This is a genomic window from Bacteroidota bacterium (assembly GCA_016715425.1).
GTDB lineage: Bacteria > Bacteroidota > Bacteroidia > Chitinophagales > BACL12 > JADKAC01.
The window spans coordinates 1-18,081 of the sequence record JADKAC010000007.1; the positions used below are offsets into that span (position 1 = coordinate 1).

Consider the following 18,081-nt stretch of genomic DNA (forward strand, 5'->3'; position numbering starts at 1 on the left):
GAAGAAGTTACTTCCACAATTCGTGATGTGTCATCATTAGGAAATCAAATCAGTATCCATCCCCATCGCACACAGGTTAAGTACCATTATGCATGCCGATAGAATTTATGTTTTTGGAACAAGGAAAATCATAGAAGCCGGAACTCATAATGAGTTGGTGGAATTAGAGGATTGTACTTTGCGATGTGGCGTCCAACAAGCCAGGTGAAAGGAAGAAACCTGGTTAGTATGTTAAATCCTAAAGTTATTTTTACTAAATGTTGAATTTCAATTAAATTTTTAAAATTGTATTTTTCAGTTCCTAACAATAAACTTTTATGCACAAATTATTTTTCAGTACAATTATTTTGGAATAGCACTTCTGTTTTTAATTCTTGTTCTACTACAAAGAAAGCTACAACAACTTCCGTAGGGACGGCGTGCTTATACAACAGATGTAAAACCTATCATAGATGAAAACTGCGGAACCAAATGCCATAGTGCAGAAAAAAAACCAAGATGGCATTGATTTAAGCTATCATCTGTGAAAGAGAATCTTCAAAGGTGATTTACTTGCCGCTATTCAACATGCCGAGGGAGTATAAACCCATGCCCAAAAAAGCAGATAAGCTAGAAACAGCTGAGAATATTCAAATTATTGCCTCCTGGATAAATTCAGGAGCTATAGAATAGTTATTGTTTAACAACAAAAACCCACAATTATTGATTATTCAAACATCAATTATCCGGCTGTAATAGTATGTACAGTTATTGCATTTTTATGATTGCGCTTTGGTACAGTCCTGTTTTATTTAGTAAAACTGGCAAAAAGTTGGACCTCACTAATAATGATTTAAAGAATGCGAATATGTTTCAAATATTCGGTTTTCAGCTTTATCTTATGTTAGTTATGATTATTGGTCTTGCTGTTTTGGAATGACAGCACACAGTACAAGCTTCATGAGTGGATTACTTTCGGACTTTGGATAGGCGTATTTTTTAATGCTGCCTCTTGCGGTACTCTTATGCTTTACCAAAGAAAATCATTGAAGCTGTGGTTGATTGATTCAGCCTATCAGATATTTCTCGCCATTAGTGGAGGGGATAGCGGGTATCTGGAAATGATATATTTAATTCAAAAAACCTCACGAAATCGTGAGGGTTTATTCTATAAGAACAATAGATTACATCATTCCATCCATTCCCCCACCCATTGGAGGCATGGCATCTTTCTTCTCTGGCTTGTCCACTATTGTGCATTCAGTAGTCAATAATAATCCTGCGATTGAAGCCGCATTTTTCTAATGCAATACGACTTACTTTCACCGGATAAATAACACCTGCTTTCAATAAGTTTTCAAATTTTTCTGTTTGAGCATTAAATCCGTAATCCCCTTTTCCTTCTTTCACTTTTTGCAGAATAATAGAACCTTCAATTCCTGCATTTGCAACTATCTGACGCAATGGTTCTTCTAATGCTCTGCATTGCAATTGCAACACCTGTTTTCTCATCGGCATTTGCTGTTTTCACTTTATCCAATGATTCAATTGCACGAATATAAACTACACCACCACCGGGAACGAATTCCTTCTTCCACCGCAGCACGAGTTGCAGCAAAGGCATCTCACTCTATCTTTCTTTTCTTTCATTTCCACTTCGGTAGCAGCACCTACATAGCATAGCACTGCAACACCACCACTTAATTTTGCAGGGCGTTTCGCAAAATTTTCTTTATCGTAAATCAAGATGTAGTTGATTCAGATATTGATCTTATCTGAGAAATGCAGAGCTTTAATAGCATCTTTTTTACCTGAGCCATTTACGATAATTGTATTGTCCATATCTACAGAGAAATTTTTCTGCGCGACCTAATGAAGTCAAATCAGCAGTTTCCAATTTAAGATCTTTATCCTCACTAATAACAGTTCCTCCGGTTAACACTGCAATATCTTCCAGCATTTCTTTTCTGCGATCACACCAAAACCGGGAGCTTTTACTACTTTTGCAAATTTTGAGTGCTACCACGAATTTTGTTACCACTAAAGTTGTCAATGCTTCACCATCAATATCTTCCTGTCAGTTAATAAAGGAGCACCTTGTTGAGCAACTTTCACAATATCGGCAACAAGTCTTTCATTGTGCTGATCTTCTTGTCATGAATCAAAATATATGGTCTGTCCATCTCTGCTACCATTGTTGTTCTGCATTGGTAATAAAGTATGGCGATATATAACCGCGATCCGAATTGCATACCTTCTACTACCATCCACATAAGTTTCTGTACCTTTTTGCTTCTTCAACAGTGATAACACCATCCTTAAAACTTTACCATTGCCTCAACAATTAATTTACCAATTATTAGGGTCATTGTTTGCAGAAATGGAAGCTATGTTGAATTTTGCTATTGTCGTTTCCAACATTTTAGCTTGTTTTTTCAAATCTTCAACAACAGCTAAAACAGCTTTATCAATTCCTCTTTTAAATCCATTGGTTTTCACGCTGCTACATTTTTTAATCCTGCGGTCACATTACCTATGCTAAAACTGTTGCTGTAGTAGTTCCATCACCTGCCGCATCGCTGGTTTTAGAAGCCGCTTCTTTCACCATTTGTGCACCCATATTTTCAATTGCATCTTCAAGTTCAATTTCTTTTGCAACTGTAACACCATCCTTAGTAACTGCCGGTGCGCCATATTTTTTCAATAACCACATTGCGACCTTTTGGGCTAAGGTTACTTTTACAGCATTGGCCAATTGGTCAACTTCAATTTTTAATTTTCTCTTGCTTCGTATCGAAGGAGATTATTTTGCCATAGTATTTTAAATTTAATTACTTGTTTAATAAATTATTTAATTAGATGATTGCGAAGATGTCGCTTTCACGCATGATGAGATATTCTTTTCCATCAATAGTGATTTCTGTACCTGCATACTTTCGGTATAGACAGTTCGCCAACCTTCACAGTTGCAGGCTCATCTTTTTGCCCGGTCCGGCGGCTACACTATTCCTTTCTGGTTTTCTTTTGCAGATTCAGGAATATAAGCAAAACCACTTTTTAGTGGTGCTTTCTGCAGCAGCAGCCTGAATTACTGCACGATCAGCCAAAGGCTGAAAAGTTGATTTTAGCTTTTGCCATATTGAGTTTTAATTTTTGGCGAGTCATAAAAAGTCTGACGTCAGCCCCCGCTGTTCGATTACTATGCCACCGGATTTTATCGGACATTTTTGCAGCGAGAGTAAATTATAGTCTTAATGCATGAGCAAATCTGTCGTAAGGTGAGAATGTATGAGAATAGAAAACCATTATAAGATTGTGTCGGAATCTTGTTTTTCCTTACCATGACTGCTTTAATCTTATTGTATTCTGTGTCAACGGCACTCTATCATCACGGTAAGCAGACCAATAATTAAAGCCAATCCAATACCCCAACCGAACAATGGATAGATGAACCAATAACCCGCAGTTTCCCTTGCTTGTAATTTGGAAATACCACAATCCGACAAGGAAAATATTTACTACGATATAAGCAAACAGATGGCGTTTAAAAAGCAATGCGCTCCTCGGCCATCTTCCAATTTTCTTATCAAGTTTTCGGTTCATAGTTGAATATTTTTTTTTAAAGATAGGAAATATGGGTTTTGAATTGAAGTATTTCTAATTGTAAAATAACTGGTTGAAGAAAAGAATTAAAGCTTAAATACAACAACCTTAACAAATCAAGGGCTTAACCCTTTAATCTAATGGAAAAAAATAATTTCATGTTTATGTATTAGTCTACAGGTCTCCAATTGAACTTTTCATTAATACACAACAAGCTATTGCATTCGCCTTTTGCTTTCGCTTTTCCAACGATTACACAATTCGACAGTTCTACTATTACAGAAATTTCAATACCCATACTTCCCTTTCCATCTCTCCTTCAAAAAATTTCTAATTTCATTTCCTTCGGATTTTTCCCGGGTTCATATATTGTTTTAGCTTTAATTTCTTCAGGTAAAAATTCTTGCTCAATAAAATTATTATCGTAGGAATGCGCATACTTATAATCTTTTCCATAATCCATTTTTTCATCATGAAGTAGGTGCATTGCGCAAATGCAGAGGCACGGATAAGTCACCTGTTTCCCGATATATTTTTTTTTGCTGTTTTGCAAAGCAGCGCTATGCTGAATTACTTTTACTGAAGTAGCGAGATAAATTGTTGTCTGCGAAAGTGTAAGACTACATTCAGGATATCCCACCATATTCACCGCTTGAAAACATGCTGTTGCAAGTAACAATGCATTAGGATTTGCATTACCAATATCTTCGCTGGCAAGAAATTAATAATCGTCGGGCAACAAATTTCGGATCCTCTCCCCTTCCATCATCCGTGTTAAATAATACACCGCCGCATTCGGATCGCTACCTCGAATAGATTTTATAAAAGCAGAAATTATATCATAATGCATTTCACCTTGCTTATCATATAGGAGCAGTTTTCGTCTGCAATACTTCCATTACTAATGCATCAGTGATAATTAATTCATTCGCATCTTCCGAATCGCAAACAAGTTCTACTATGTTTAATAATTTACGTGCATCGCCACCGGAAAAAGTGAATGATTGCTTCAATTTCCTACAATACAATACTTCGTTTCTTAACACTACATCTGTTTTCAATGCTTTATTTAAAAGGGCTTCTAATTCTATTTTAGAAAATTCTTTAAGAATATAGACATGACATCAGGATAACAATGCAAAATCACTTCGAACGATGGGTTCTCTGTTGTTGCTCCAATTAAAATAATTTTCCTTTTCTACAGCTCCCAACAATGAATCTTGTTGTGCTTTTATTGAATCGGTGAATTTCATCAATAAACAAAAAATTTTTCCGCTTTTACCTGCAGTTTCTATTACTTGTTTTACATCTTTTACTCAGGATGAAATTGCACTCAATGCAACGAAGGGAATATTCGGTAGCACCTGCAATAATATTTGCCAAAGTAGTTTTTTCCAACTCCCGGTGGCCCCATAAAATCATTGAAGATGGATTGCCGGTCCTTAATCATTTTTCGCAATACTTTTCTTCACCAACTAAATGTTGCTGACCTTCAAATTCATCTAATGTTTTAGGACGAAGTCTTTCTGCAAGTGGAATGTTTTGCATTTTAAAAATGCGTTTTTTGTAATAAATAAAATACCGCTAAAGATCCTTTTCCAAAGATGGGTGATGATAATCTCCGAATAGGTTTTAGCGGTATATAGAATTAAATAATTTTCAAGCAGTCACCGGTATATAATAGATCCGGATTTTCTATACGATTTTGATCCCTTGCTCAATGTCCGGCAAACTTTCAAATAATTCAAGACAATTTTCAATAACAAAATATTGCAGTTGAAATTTATCTTTTATATAAGGTGTATCCAATATTTTTTCAACGTTGTAATCAATGCGTTTTTTTGATGGAATTCCTGATTTTAAACAATACACACTTTCGCCGGTGGATGATAAAATTCCTGAACCATAAATACGCAACAAACCATTATCACGAATTAACCCAAATTCAACAGTGTACCAATAGATGCGGGATATTAATTCTACTGCCATATCATTATCAATATAACTCAACGCAATTTTACTTAAACCACATAAATAAGCGCAATAGGTTTTATTCACTAATAATGGTAAATGACCAAATACATCATGAAACATATCGGGTCCTTCCAGATAATCCAGTGCTCCATTCTTCTCAACCATGTGGATGGGGAAATCTTCTGTTCAACAACAATTCAAAAAATCTTTATTGTCAATTAATCACCGGAACTACCACTCTTGCCAACCGGTAATTGTATCCGAGCCGAATATTAAATTCAGCAAACTTTTGAATCTTATCTGCTGTAAAATGGATTTGCTGAATGCCGTTCATAAATACTTCTGCAGCACGGTCTTTTAATATTGCCATTTGTCGATCAAAAAGTATTTCCCAAACTTTAAAATGTTCAAGTTCATATTTACTATAACCTGAACTGCTGTTGTTTTAAGTAATTTCCGTCATATTATTTCTAACAATTAATTTGAATTGATTATCACTTCTAATTCTTGTATTACTATTTCTCCAAACTCATCATTTATCCTCTTTATTTTTTTCTTTGTTATAATGAATTTCATTTTTTAAATGCGCAGATAAAATATGCGCAATCAATTTTCCATTTTTCAATTTTTATCTCTTCTGTATATTTTGCCATTGTACTTCCCATCACCTTCATCCACATATCCTTCACTTGTACTTCATTTATTTTGAATCTAAATGATAGGTTTTAAGAAAGGATTTTATTGCTCCTTTCATATCTTGTTCCGGCTGATTCTTCATATTCTAAAATTACACAATTTGTCCGTTGCTTACGTTAAAATGATCATAAATAATTTCCATCTCTCTGATAAAATACGTTTGCTGCGTTCTGCATCTGCATCAGTAATTAACACCTGATAAAATTTCTCACTCTTCAATAATTGAAATAATGCCTTTAAACGATGTGTATCTAATTTTTCAAATACATCATCCAATAGTAAAATAGGATGTTTGCCGGTTTGTTCAACTATGATAAGAAATTGTGCAAGTTTTAATGCAACCAATACAGATTTCACTTGTCCTTGGGATGCGGATTCTTTCACTGATAATCCATTCAATGAAAATTCCAGATCATCTCTATGAATTCCGACAGTACTTCGTTGAGACTCAATGTCTCTGCTTCATTATTGCTGAGTAATGTTGCAAAATTTTCTGCATGTAATTGACTTCTCATAATTTATTACCGGTGTTTCTCTGTTTTGACAAAGCTTGTTATAAACAGAATAAAATATTGGCTCAAATGCTTTTATAAAACTCTTGCGCTTTTCATATATAACCATTCCCGTTTTGTTGAGTTGATGGTCAAATACTTGCAAAACAGAAATAGCATCTGATGTTGTATCAAAGTTTTTTAAGCAATGCATTCCGCTGTTACGCAATACACGATTATATTCCAGAAGAGCTAGTAAATACACATTATCCAATTGTGAAATAGCGATATCTAAAAATCGTCGGCGCTCATCACTTGCTTTGTAAATCAGATCAATATCGTTGGGTGTAATAATTACCACGGGAAGCGACCAATATGTTCTGAAAGTCTGTCGTAAGTAATTCCATCTGCAATAAATTCCTTTTGTTTACCCAGCACATATTTGCAAACAACCTCCATCTTTTCTGTATCATTTTCAAATACTGCATCAAACGAAAATAAGTTTCATCTGCACGCATTACTAAACCATCACTTCTGTAAAATAACTTTTACACATACATATATAATAAATAGAATCAATCAGATTTGTTTTTCCTGAACCAATATCTCCATTGATTAGAGCAAATCGCTCGGAAAATTCAATGAATTCCTCACGATAATTTTTATAGTTGCGGATATTAACTGATCGCAGCAATGCTTAGATTTTAATTGTGTGGTTGATTTCTTAATTTTGCGCCTCTCCTTGTAAATGCAGGGTAAATATTATGCAAACAGAGTTACTGACAGACCGCTCAAAAATAACAAAGAAACATACCTGAATTGGTATGTTTTAATGCAGCGTATTCGTCGCTTTGGAAGAAAAAGCCGGTCAACTTTATGGTATGCAGAAAATCAGAGGTTTCTGCCATTTTATATTGGACAAGAGGCAGTTGCAGCAGGTGCTATATCTGCAATCAGACAAGAAGATCCTAATTTACCGCACATAGAGATCATCGGTCTTGGAATTGCGAAAGGCAATACCTGTAATGAAGGTATGGCTCGAGTTGTTTGGAAAAGTTACAGGTTGCACAAAGGAAAAGTGTAGCCTCAATGCACTTTTTTTTCTAAAGAGCATAATTTCTTTGGCGGACATGGAATTGCGAGCGCCAAATTCCACTTGGTGCAGGAATCGCATTTGCAGAAAAAAATAAAGGAATACCGATAATGTTTGTCTTATTTTTTTGGTGATGGTGCAAAGACAAGGTGCATTACACGAAACTTTTAATATGTAATGCTTTGGAATTTGCTGGTATTTATTGTAGAAAATAATGGTTATGCAATGGGTACTTCCGTAAGCGTCTTCAATCAATTGGATTTATATAAAATAGGTGCTGCATAATGATATGCCTTCTTATCCTGTGGATGGAATGAATCCTGAATCAGTGCATAATGCAATTTATGAAGCTGTTGAAAAAAGCACGATTGGGTGAAGGACCTACATTCCTTGAAATTCGTACTTATCGTTATAAAGGACATTCCACGAGTGATCCCGGAAAATACCGTTCGAAGGAAGAAGTGGAAGAATATAAAATGCGTGATCCGATAGAAACTATACTCGTCAGGGAAATTATTGGATTATAAATACCTACTGAAAAGAAATTGAACAGATAGATCAAAAGATAGAAGAGTGAAAATTGCAGTATTGTAAAATTTGCTGAAGAATCTCCCTACCCTGATGATGCTGCTGTGTATGAAAATATTTATTTACAAAAAAGATTACCCGTTTATTACTGATTAACAAAAAGCAAGCATGGCTGAAAATAAAAAACAATAGAGCAAGTTCAGGAACCGGATACATACCGCAAGGTGGAGAATTTTTCCTGCAAAACAGAATATGATAGTTGGTGGAATCGTAGTAATTGCGTTGGCCATTGTTGGATATTTCGGTTATCAGAAATTTATTCTGGAGCCAAAAGAAATGGATGCCCGTGAAAAAATTTCTACACCACAAAGCAATTTCAAAAGATTCGTTGATGCTTGCATTAAATGGCGATGGAATTAATCCCGGCTTTCTTGCAATCATTAATAGCTATGGAAATACTGCTACAGGAAATCTTGCACATTATTATGCAGGAATAATTTATCTGAAGCAAAAAGATTTAGATAATGCAATCTTACATCTGGAAAAATATAAACCTAAAACAGATGAACTGGCTGGCTTAACTTATATGGAGTTAGGTCATGCGTATGCCGACAAAAGGCGATTTGAACAAAGCAGTGAGCTCTTTACAAAAAGCAGCAGTAGAATCCAAGAGCGATTTCTTCAGTCCTTACTATTATAAAATGGCTGGTGATTTACTTACAGTGCAGGAAAAATATGCAGATGCAAAATCTGTGTATGAGATAATTAAAAAGATTATCCATTGTCAGAAGAAGGACAAAACATTGATAAAGAAATTGCCTACACACAAACAAAGCTTAGCGGAAAATAATGGCCACCCGGCATAAAATCTTTCCTTTTACCGTGAAGAACAAATACCTTCCGGTGAAGAAATGCGCATTGGCAGTATTGTTTCCGAATGGAATAATGACATCACTGATGTATTGCTAAATAGTTGTGTTGAAACATTAACTCAAAACAAAACACTTCCGGAAAATATTTTCACCATTCATGTTCCGGCAGTTTTGAATTACCCTCCGCCGCCCAAATGCTGATGGAAGGAATGGAGTTGGATGCAGTGATTTGTCTTGGCTGCATTATTAAGGGTGAAACCCAACACGATCAATATATTGCCAACCCGGCACAAGGAATAATGATGATTAGTGTGGATTATTCCACGCCTGTAATATTTGGAGTACTCACAACAGATAATTTATTACAAGCACAAGAACGTGCTGGTGGCAAACATGGCAACAAAGGAACAGAGTCTGCAATTACTGCTTTGAAAATGGCAGCGTTAAGGAGGAAGTTAATTTGAAATAGCTATCCTAACTTTTTCCTAAATTATAATTCCTGTTTCAGCAGGGTTCTTGCCTCCATTAAAAATAAATAATTTGTAAAACCCTGCGTGGTTAAAGCATTCACGTCGTTAATGTATTTATATCATTTTTGAAAGTAAAGAATGCTATACAACGGAGTTTATTCAACAGAAGAGTATTTAAAATCCAAATTTATTATCTTTAAAATAGAATGAGAGATTTTTAGTTCGAATGATAATAGTGTCCATTCAAAATTAAATACTATGAAAATATTTCCATAATTTTTATTTTAATAATCTTACAATCTTGCCAAATTCAAATAATTGGAATTACAAATGACTATGATAAGTTAAATGAAAACCAGAAAAATTTAATAAAGCCTCTTGAAAACTTTCAAAATTTAAATATCCGAGAAGTTTATACTATTAATGCAATGCAATTAAAAGATGAATTAAAAAAAACATGAAAGAAGTCTGGCCTATATTTTACAAATGGATGTTCAGCAGAAGCATGTAAACCTATTTATGTCTAAGAAGATTATGCTAAAAAATGGGTATTCATTATTCTTAGTAATGAATGGTTTTGGTTGATATATTGATAAAGCGTTGGTCCAAGATATTTCAAGTCCTTTATTTGCGATGGATGCTAATTACTACGAAACAATTATATACAAGAAAGTATTCAGATATTTTGAAAATGAATTAATGGGATTAAATCAAGAAGAAAGCAAAGAGAATTTTTAGGAAGTTTATACTTCTTTGAGGATGGTAATTTTTTACAAATTGCAAAAGATTTGCCCTGACTAAAAACTACATACTATGAAGATACATTTACTCATTTTGTTTTGCATCCTTACCGTTTCCGCAGGATTCTTGCATCATTAAAAAATAAATAATCCGCAAAACCCTGCCTCGTTCAGCTATCTTATCAATCTGAATTTGTACATCGAATTAATTTTATTTCTATTCCTTTAGCTTTGCACAATGAAACTTACTTCATTTGATTGCGGCACTTTTAAGTTAGATGGTGGTGCTATGTTTGGTGTGGTGCCAAAAAATATGGAATAAATTAATTCCTGCCAATGAGAATAATTTATGTACATGGAGCATGCGCTTCTGTTTAGTTAGTAGAAACCGACAACAGAAAAATATTAATTAATTGCGGTATATGGGTACTAAACAGGACCCAAAATTTTTAGTCATTATGAACCCGCAGGTAATATTGCCATTCATGATTCATTACAAGATTTACATTTAAGCAAAGAAGAAATAACAGATGTGTTTCTTACAATTTGCATTTCGATCATTGTGAGTGGTGCTGTTGAAATGGATGCGAATGGAAAATTAATTCCCACATTTCCAAATGCCACTTATTGAGTAATGAACAACATTTCAATGGGCTGAATTTCCAATGCAAGAGAGAAAGCATCTTTCCTTAAAGAAAACTTTATTCCGCTGCGTGAACATGGTGTATTGAAATTTTTAAAAGAAGAGGAAGAATTATTGCCGGGCTTCAGCACTATTTTAGTACATACCACACTGAATCTATGATGTTGCCGAAATTGGAATTCGATGGTAAAACTGTTGTGTATGTAGCTGACCTAATTCCATCGTATGCACATATACCTTGCCTTATGTAATGGGTTATGATGTGAGGCCACTGCAAACCTTAAAAGAAAAAGAATTATTTCTGAATACTGCACTTAAAAATAACTATCATCTTATTTTCGAACATGATGCACAAATGAAACATGTACACTGCAAATGACCGAAAAAGGAATACGCCATAATGTGCTCCGGAAAAATCTCCGATATTTCTTAGTTGTTTACCCAAACTGAAATCCTTAAATTTGCGCTCTCTTTTTGGCGGGGTACTTCAGGTGGTTAGAGCGTAGGATTCATAACCCTAAGGCCAGGTTCAATTCCCTTCCCGCTACAACAGCCGGATTCAATTTGAATTCGGCTTTATTATTTAATTTACATACTAAAATATGGACACACAAATTATTTATATAATCATTGCAATAATAGTTGGTGGAATACTCGGTGGATAATTCACTCTTTGTTTATTGGAAAAATATGGTGAGTCGCAATGCATTGGATAATGTGAATCAGCAATTAATTTCTGCAAAAACTTCTGCCGATCATTTTGCAAAAACAATAGAAGATATAAAAATAGAAAAAGCAAAAACAGAATCTGCATTGTTATCTGCATCTGGTGAAATTCAACAATTGCAAATTGAAATAGCTGCTTTCCGAGAAAGATATATTTCTCTTGAAGAAAAAGAAAAAGCATTGAAAGAAGAAATGGAATCCATTGGTAAAAAATTCAGCGATCAGTTTGAAGTATTAGCAAATAAAATTTTGGAAGAAAGAGTGAAAAGTTTACAAAAGCAAATTCAGATAATCTAAAACTGTTGCTTGATCCATTGGGATTGGATATTAAAAATTTCAAACAAAAAGTAGAGGAAGTTTATATCAATGAAAGAAAGAAAGATTTTCATTAAAAATGAAATCAATAAACTGAATGCATTAAATATTAAACTCAGCGATGATGCACATAACTTAACCAAAGCACTAAAAGGTGATACAAAAACACAAGGCGATTGGGGAGAAATTATTTTAGAAAGTATTTTACAAAGAAGTGGATTAACAACCCGGTAGAGAATATTTTATTCAGGATAGTTACAGAGATACGGAGGGCAATTTATTTCGTCCGGATGTAATTGTTGCATTACCCAATAACAGAAAAATAATTATTGATTCAAAAGTGTCGCTTACTGCTTATGAAAGATTTATTTCTGCGGACAACGAAACAGAACAAGCAATTTATTTAAAGAAACATCTGGATTCAATTTACAGTCATATTGATTTACTTGCTAAAAAAATTATCAGGATTTATTGGGAGATGCAAGTCTTGATCTTGTACTGATGTTTGTACCCATAGAACCTGCGCACATCACTGCCATGCATCACGATCCGGAGCTTTGGGCGTATGCATATAACAAAGGCATTGTGTTGGTGTCACCTTACAATTTATTATCGGCAATGAAATTAATTTCCGATTTATGGCAACGGGAAAAACAAAATCGCAATGCAATGGATATAGCAGATAGAAGTGGCGCATTGTACGATAAGTTTGTTTCGTTTACTGATACACTTCGTGATTTAGGAATGCATATCAACCGCTCACACAACAGTTATGAAGAGGCCATAAAACAATTGACATCCGGCAAAGGAAATATTATTTCGCAGGTGGAGAAAATGAAAACATTGGGAGCTAAAGCCAAGAAAGAAATTCCAGAAAAATTGTTGCAATTAGGTTTGGAAGAGGATGAGGAATGATTAGCAAATTAGCTGATGAAAAAATGTGAGATTTGAGAATGTGCAAATGTGCAAATGATTAGCCAATTGGATGATTAGCCGATTAGCTGATTTATGATTAGCAAATTTGTGGATTAGCGGATGAAGGAATGTGCAAATGTGAGAATGTGCAAATGTGCAAATGTTACTTTGCCATAGACATTAAACTCATTACTGATTACTCATTACTGATTTTCACCACTCACTACACACTATTCACCATTCACCTTCTGATACACAATCTTACCTGCCGAAATGGTCATAATCACTTTTGAATTAAAAATTTCTTCTTCGGGAATTTGCATAATATCGTTTTCGAGTATTACAAGATCAGCAAATTTCCCGGCTTCAATACTTCCCTTTTCATAATCTTCCCAGGCTGCTTTTGCTGCCCAGATAGTGGTGGCTTGTAATGCTTCCTTTCGTGTTAATGCTTCTCCTTTTTGAAATCCATTTTCGGGATATCCGTTTTGATCTTTGCGTGCAACTGCTGCATAAAAAACCAAACAATGGATTTATATATTCTACCGGAAAATCACTGCCGTTTGCAAGCCATCCATTTTGTTGTAGTAAACTTTTATACGCATACGCATCATGAATTCTTGTGGCACCTAATCGTTCTTCTGCCCAATACATATCACTTGTTGCATGTGTAGTTTGTATAGAAGGAATTATATCATACTTCTTAAAAATTTCCAGGCGTCGGGATTTACTATCTGGCAATGTTCTATTCTCCATCTTCTGTCATTTGTACTTAATAATACATCTGCATACACATTTAACACCATACGATTTGCGGCATCACCAATAGCATGTGTACACATCTGATAATTCATTTCATGCACAATTTCCGCAGCAGCTTTTAATGAGTCGTAAGTATAAAATAATAAACCACTATTATCAGGATCATCCGAATAGGGTTCTAATAAAGCAGCACCTCTTGAACCTAATGCACCATCCATATAATATTTTACTGCTCCAATAAATAAATAATCGGTATGAATTTGATCTCGTGAAAAATAATAATCAAGTGTTTCTTTTTTTGAAGAAAGCATTGCATAAATACGCATCTTCAATTTTTCTGCATCTTGCAAATGTTGAATTTCATCAATTTCAATTTTCTCCAGACCTGCATCCTGAACAGAAGTTAATCCTACACTAAAACAACTATCCTGCGCACGCAACAATGCCGTTTGAATAAAAGCAGGATCATTTACCGGCAATAAATTCTGAAGCGGAGTTATCGCATTGTCAATCAATAAACCTGTACACTTATTATTTTCAGTAACCACTAATCCACCATTCACATTTGTTGCATTATTTATTCCTGCAAGATTTAATGCATATGTATTTGCAAGCACCGCATGTCCATCAATGCGAATTAAATACACCGGATTATTTGGGAATAAACTATCCAATACTTTGCAATCAGGAAATACTTTTTCGGTCCATAAATTCTGATCCCAACCTCTGCCGATAATCCATCCATTGGTTGCTGTTGGATCAAATGTTTTTAATCGCTCTAAAATTTCATCGAAGGAGGAAGCATTGCGCAGATTTGAATACATCAAATTTCTACCATAGCCGAGAAAATGACAATGCGCATCAATGAAACCGGGATATACAGATTTACCTTTTAAATCAATTGTATTTTTTGCAGAATATAGTTGTTGAATTTCTGCATCATTTCCTGTTGCTACAATTTTATCTCCATTAATTGCAACTGCAGTTTGAATAGAAAAAGATTCGTCAACGGTATAAATTTTTCCGTTGTATAAAATAAAATCAACAGTTGTTTTTTCAATAGCATTTGTAAACCCTAAAAGCAAAAAAAGTAATTGCATCATAATCTTGAAATTGTTTCTGTAAGTAAATAGGGATTTAATATTAAATCAATCAATTTTTCTGCAGCAATAGAAGGAGAGACTAATTTGTTTTCTGAGGCCAGATTCTCAAATTTCGCTAAGCGACTAAAATGATCTGGCTCGGCATTCCGCACTTGATTTTGCATTCCAGTATCCATAACACCGGGAGAAATAGCAACTATTTTAAAATTTTGTTTGCGCAATTCAGTTTCTTTTGCAGCAATCTGAGTAATCATATCCATCGCTGCTTTTCCGGAACCATAAATACTCCATCCATCATAAGGTGAACTCGCTGCTCCGGAAGTTATATTTAAAATCACTTTCGAAATTTCATTATCGTCATGATATTTTTTATAAATCCATTCATCAACACATGCGGTGCAATAGTATTTAAAGTTTGTGCATTGATAATTGTAGAATTCTCCAAATCTCCTGTATATTTTATAGCTCCTAATGTTGCTGCATTATTAATCAATACAATTAATTCAGGAAATATTAAATCAGGAAATTGAAAATCTAATAATTGATTGACATCTGAAAGATCTGTTTTAATAAAATGAAAGTTGGGATGATCAAAAGTATTTGTACGAGAAATTCCAAACACTACGTTGTTGCTATCCTTTAACAATATTTCTGCTAAAGCTTTTCCTAAACCTTTGCTGGTGCCCGTAATAATCCAATATCGCATAATTTATAAATCAAAATTTTCAAACGGTTTTTTAGATACATAGTTCAATTCGTTTTCTGTAGATGCTATGGCGGCAGTAACTGCTGCATCACCAGTAACATTTACTACAGTGCGACACATATCAAGAATTCTATCTATGGGTAAAATAATTGCTATCCAACCCGGATCGAGACCAACAGATTCCAAAACAATTATGAGCATAATTATTCCTACACCCGGAACAGGAGCGGTGCCTATACTCATTAAAGTTGCCATTAATACAATCGTTAATTGATTTCCCAATGTGAGATCAACCATGTGAAATTGCGCAAGAAAAATAACTGCAACTGCCTGATATAAACTGGTACCATCCATATTTACTGTTGCACCAATCGGTAGAGTAAAACTTGCAATACGTTTTGATACTCCAAGATTTTCTGTTACACAATCCATGGTCACTGGTAAAGTTGCTGCGCTGCTACTTGATGAAAATGCAAGTATTTGCGCAGGACCAATAGCACGATATAAATCTTTATAAGGAATCTGTTTTGTAAACAAACGCAATATCAAAGGATAAGTAATAAATAAGGAAACTGCTAATCCAAGAATTACTGTGAGAGAATATATTCCTAATCCTTGAAAATAATTCATCATGTTTGCGGGATCATCTCCTGCTAAAGCTGCCATATTTCCTGCCATCAAACAAAACACAAAGAAAGGTGCGCTTTGCATAATCACATCCACCATTTTTAAGAATACTTCATTACCCGAATCAATAAATGCTGCCATAGGCGCAGATTTTTCTTCAGGCAACATCATCAACACTGCACCAAAAAGTATTGCAAAAAATATTACTTGCAACATCTTTGTAATATCCATTAATGAAGAGAAAATATTAGAAGGAACGATGTCAACCAGAAATTGTAACGGCGATGCATCTTTTATTTTTTTGCTGTTTGAATTTTATCATTTAGTGGATCAGGTGTTGCTTCTATAGTTTGAGATGCATCGTTACCTGCATTTAAAAACGCCTCATAACTCGCATGATTTTTTAGTCGCTGCTCTTCAGGAACCCTTTCGCCGGGACGAATAATATTTGCTAAAACTAATCCTACGGTAATTGCAAGTACTGTTGTAATTAAATACAAGCCTAAGGTTTTTAAACCAATTCTGCGCAGCTTAGAAATATCTTTTAATTCTGCTATTCCTTTAATGATAGAAAACAATACAAGAGGTACTGCAATTAATTTCAATAGATTAATAAACATACTTCCGAAAGGTGTAATCCAATCATTAGTAAAACTGCTCCATTTTAAAAAACTGCTGATAATTGCCCAGATAATTCCGAGTATTAAACCGATTAGTATTTTCCAGTGAAGAGCAATTTTTTTCATGCATTATTTTTGGTAGTTGCATTGCATTCTGCAATAATAAATGATCAATTAATACTAGTGCAGTCATTGCCTCAACAATTGGAACAGCACGAGGCAACACACAAGGATCATGTCTGCCTTTTCCCTCCACAGTAACGGAATCACCTTCTTTATTTACAGAATCCTGGGGACGTAAAATAGTAGCAACTGGTTTAAATCCAACGTTGAAATAAATATCCATTCCATTGCTGATACCACCTTGAATTCCTCCAGAATTATTAGTGCGGGTAAATATTTTTCCATCTATATTTTCAAAGATATCGTTATGTGTACTTCCCTGTTGTTTTGTTCCCTCAAATCCACTTCCTATTTCAAATGCTTTTACTGCATTAATACTCAACATTGCTTTACCAATATCCGCATGTAATTTATCAAAAACTGGTTCACCCATTCCTGCAGGATAATTTTTTACAACACCGGTAATCACTCCACCAATTGTATCTCCTTGTTTTTTTATTTCAGAAACTAATGCAATCATTTTATTCGCCGTGTCTTCATCCGGACATCGCATAATATTATCATCGGTTTTTGTAAGATCTAATTCCTGATATTTTTTTTGTAAAACAATATCGCCTACTGCATGCACATACGCATACACTTCCACACCTATTTTCTGCAACAATTGTTTTGCAATACTTCCCGCTGCAACTCTTGCTGCAGTTTCTCTTGCAGATGAACGACCACCACCACGATAATCTCTGAATCCATATTTCACATCGTAAGTATAATCCGCATGAGATGGTCTGTATGCATTGGCAATATGCGAATAATCCTTTGAGCGTTGATCTTCATTGCGAATAATAATTGCGATTGGAGTTCCGGTAGTTACACCTTCAAATACACCGCTTAAAATTTCTAATGCATCTGCTTCTTTGCGCTGCGTTGTAATTTTTGATTGACCAGGTTTGCGTCGCTGCATTTCATTTTCCATGAACGACATATCTAATTGCAATCCCGGAGGACAGCCATCTATAATTACACCAATGGCAACACCATGCGATTCACCAAATGTGTGTATTCTGAATATTTTTCCAAAACTACTTCCCGGCATTG

General features: G+C 34.7%; 16 protein-coding genes and 7 pseudogenes. 9 read left to right on the forward strand and 14 right to left on the reverse strand.

The window, feature by feature from the left end; all coding sequences use genetic code 11:
• Positions 1-1,163: 1,163 nt before the first annotated feature.
• The 8 genes and pseudogenes from groL to IPN31_12195 form a co-directional block, all read right to left on the reverse strand.
• A pseudogene (groL, locus tag IPN31_12160) lies at positions 1,164-2,794 on the reverse strand (chaperonin GroEL).
• Positions 2,795-2,834: 40 nt separating this feature from the next.
• A pseudogene (locus IPN31_12165) lies at positions 2,835-3,119 on the reverse strand (co-chaperone GroES).
• A 196-nt stretch (positions 3,120-3,315) separates the two neighbouring features.
• Positions 3,316-3,582, reverse strand: a complete 267-nt coding sequence (locus IPN31_12170) for a 2TM domain-containing protein (GenBank protein ID MBK8682633.1) — start codon at positions 3,580-3,582, stop codon at positions 3,316-3,318.
• Positions 3,583-3,869: 287 nt separating this feature from the next.
• Positions 3,870-5,130, reverse strand: a pseudogene (locus IPN31_12175) (replication-associated recombination protein A).
• Between the two features lie 147 nt (positions 5,131-5,277).
• Positions 5,278-5,926 (reverse strand): annotated as a pseudogene (locus tag IPN31_12180) (phenylalanine-4-hydroxylase).
• 437 nt (positions 5,927-6,363) lie between these two features.
• The gene (locus tag IPN31_12185) at positions 6,364-6,651 is read right to left on the reverse strand and encodes a hypothetical protein (protein ID MBK8682634.1); all 288 of its coding nucleotides are present in this window, start codon (positions 6,649-6,651) and stop codon (positions 6,364-6,366) included.
• 66 nt (positions 6,652-6,717) lie between these two features.
• Complete coding sequence (locus IPN31_12190; GenBank protein MBK8682635.1) at positions 6,718-7,104, reverse strand: hypothetical protein; 387 nt, start codon at positions 7,102-7,104, stop codon at positions 6,718-6,720.
• Positions 7,105-7,263: 159 nt separating this feature from the next.
• Positions 7,264-7,437 (reverse strand): AAA family ATPase, encoded by a 174-nt coding sequence (locus IPN31_12195; GenBank protein ID MBK8682636.1) that lies wholly within the window; start codon positions 7,435-7,437, stop codon positions 7,264-7,266.
• Between the two features lie 54 nt (positions 7,438-7,491).
• On the opposite strand from IPN31_12195, the pseudogene IPN31_12200 reads away from it, so the two are divergent.
• From IPN31_12200 to IPN31_12240, 9 genes and pseudogenes are all read left to right on the forward strand, one after another.
• Positions 7,492-8,520: pseudogene (locus IPN31_12200) on the forward strand (pyruvate dehydrogenase (acetyl-transferring) E1 component subunit alpha).
• Between the two features lie 96 nt (positions 8,521-8,616).
• Entirely contained in the window at positions 8,617-8,784 is a 168-nt protein-coding gene (locus tag IPN31_12205) for a hypothetical protein (protein MBK8682637.1), read from the forward strand.
• Positions 8,756-9,064, forward strand: coding sequence for a hypothetical protein (locus tag IPN31_12210; GenBank protein MBK8682638.1), 309 nt, complete (start codon positions 8,756-8,758; stop codon positions 9,062-9,064). Before IPN31_12205 ends, IPN31_12210 begins: the two co-directional genes overlap by 29 nt.
• A 1-nt stretch (position 9,065) precedes the next feature.
• The gene (locus IPN31_12215; protein ID MBK8682639.1) at positions 9,066-9,230 is read left to right on the forward strand and encodes a hypothetical protein; all 165 of its coding nucleotides are present in this window, start codon (positions 9,066-9,068) and stop codon (positions 9,228-9,230) included.
• Between the two features lie 45 nt (positions 9,231-9,275).
• A pseudogene (locus IPN31_12220) lies at positions 9,276-9,700 on the forward strand (6,7-dimethyl-8-ribityllumazine synthase).
• A gap of 2,034 nt (positions 9,701-11,734) precedes the next feature.
• On the forward strand, positions 11,735-12,112 hold the full coding sequence (locus IPN31_12225) for a hypothetical protein (GenBank protein ID MBK8682640.1): 378 nt from the start codon (positions 11,735-11,737) through the stop codon (positions 12,110-12,112).
• Positions 12,113-12,181: 69 nt separating this feature from the next.
• Positions 12,182-12,364, forward strand: coding sequence for a DNA recombination protein RmuC (rmuC, locus tag IPN31_12230; protein MBK8682641.1), 183 nt, complete (start codon positions 12,182-12,184; stop codon positions 12,362-12,364).
• A gap of 10 nt (positions 12,365-12,374) precedes the next feature.
• Positions 12,375-12,632, forward strand: coding sequence for a DNA recombination protein RmuC (gene rmuC / locus IPN31_12235; GenBank protein ID MBK8682642.1), 258 nt, complete (start codon positions 12,375-12,377; stop codon positions 12,630-12,632).
• Entirely contained in the window at positions 12,602-13,045 is a 444-nt protein-coding gene (locus tag IPN31_12240; GenBank protein ID MBK8682643.1) for a DNA recombination protein RmuC, read from the forward strand. Before rmuC (IPN31_12235) ends, IPN31_12240 begins: the two co-directional genes overlap by 31 nt.
• Positions 13,046-13,275: 230 nt before the next feature.
• On the opposite strand, the gene IPN31_12245 is transcribed toward IPN31_12240, so the two are convergent.
• From IPN31_12245 to aroC, 6 genes and pseudogenes are all read right to left on the reverse strand, one after another.
• Positions 13,276-13,569 carry an amidohydrolase family protein gene (locus IPN31_12245; protein ID MBK8682644.1) on the reverse strand — a complete coding sequence of 98 codons (294 nt, stop codon included), beginning with the start codon at positions 13,567-13,569 and terminating at the stop codon, positions 13,276-13,278.
• Between the two features lie 165 nt (positions 13,570-13,734).
• Positions 13,735-14,910: an amidohydrolase gene (locus IPN31_12250; GenBank protein MBK8682645.1), complete on the reverse strand. Its 1,176-nt coding sequence runs from the start codon at positions 14,908-14,910 to the stop codon at positions 13,735-13,737.
• Positions 14,907-15,248 (reverse strand): SDR family NAD(P)-dependent oxidoreductase, encoded by a 342-nt coding sequence (locus IPN31_12255; protein ID MBK8682646.1) that lies wholly within the window; start codon positions 15,246-15,248, stop codon positions 14,907-14,909. The genes IPN31_12250 and IPN31_12255 overlap by 4 nt, the downstream gene beginning before the upstream one ends.
• Positions 15,245-15,616, reverse strand: coding sequence for an SDR family NAD(P)-dependent oxidoreductase (locus IPN31_12260; protein MBK8682647.1), 372 nt, complete (start codon positions 15,614-15,616; stop codon positions 15,245-15,247). The genes IPN31_12255 and IPN31_12260 overlap by 4 nt, the downstream gene beginning before the upstream one ends.
• Before the next feature lie 3 nt (positions 15,617-15,619).
• Positions 15,620-16,989, reverse strand: a pseudogene (locus IPN31_12265) (dicarboxylate/amino acid:cation symporter).
• Positions 16,889-18,079, reverse strand: coding sequence for a chorismate synthase (aroC, locus tag IPN31_12270; GenBank protein ID MBK8682648.1), 1,191 nt, complete (start codon positions 18,077-18,079; stop codon positions 16,889-16,891). The pseudogene IPN31_12265 and the gene aroC overlap by 101 nt, the downstream one beginning before the upstream one ends.
• Positions 18,080-18,081 lie beyond the last annotated feature (2 nt).

Excerpts from the sequence above, each read along its gene's own strand:
- IPN31_12210 (MBK8682638.1), top strand. The coding sequence starts at position 8,756 with ATGCTTGCATTAAATGGCGATGGAATTAATCCCGGCTTTCTTGCAATC.
- IPN31_12215 (MBK8682639.1), top strand. The coding sequence starts at position 9,066 with ATGGCTGGTGATTTACTTACAGTGCAGGAAAAATATGCAGATGCAAAA.
- IPN31_12205 (MBK8682637.1), top strand. The coding sequence starts at position 8,617 with ATGATAGTTGGTGGAATCGTAGTAATTGCGTTGGCCATTGTTGGATAT.
- aroC (MBK8682648.1), bottom strand. The coding sequence starts at position 18,079 with ATGCCGGGAAGTAGTTTTGGAAAAATATTCAGAATACACACATTTGGT.
- rmuC (MBK8682641.1), top strand. The coding sequence starts at position 12,182 with ATGAAAGAAAGAAAGATTTTCATTAAAAATGAAATCAATAAACTGAAT.
- IPN31_12250 (MBK8682645.1), bottom strand. The coding sequence starts at position 14,910 with ATGATGCAATTACTTTTTTTGCTTTTAGGGTTTACAAATGCTATTGAA.
- IPN31_12260 (MBK8682647.1), bottom strand. The coding sequence starts at position 15,616 with ATGCGATATTGGATTATTACGGGCACCAGCAAAGGTTTAGGAAAAGCT.
- IPN31_12170 (MBK8682633.1), bottom strand. The coding sequence starts at position 3,582 with ATGAACCGAAAACTTGATAAGAAAATTGGAAGATGGCCGAGGAGCGCA.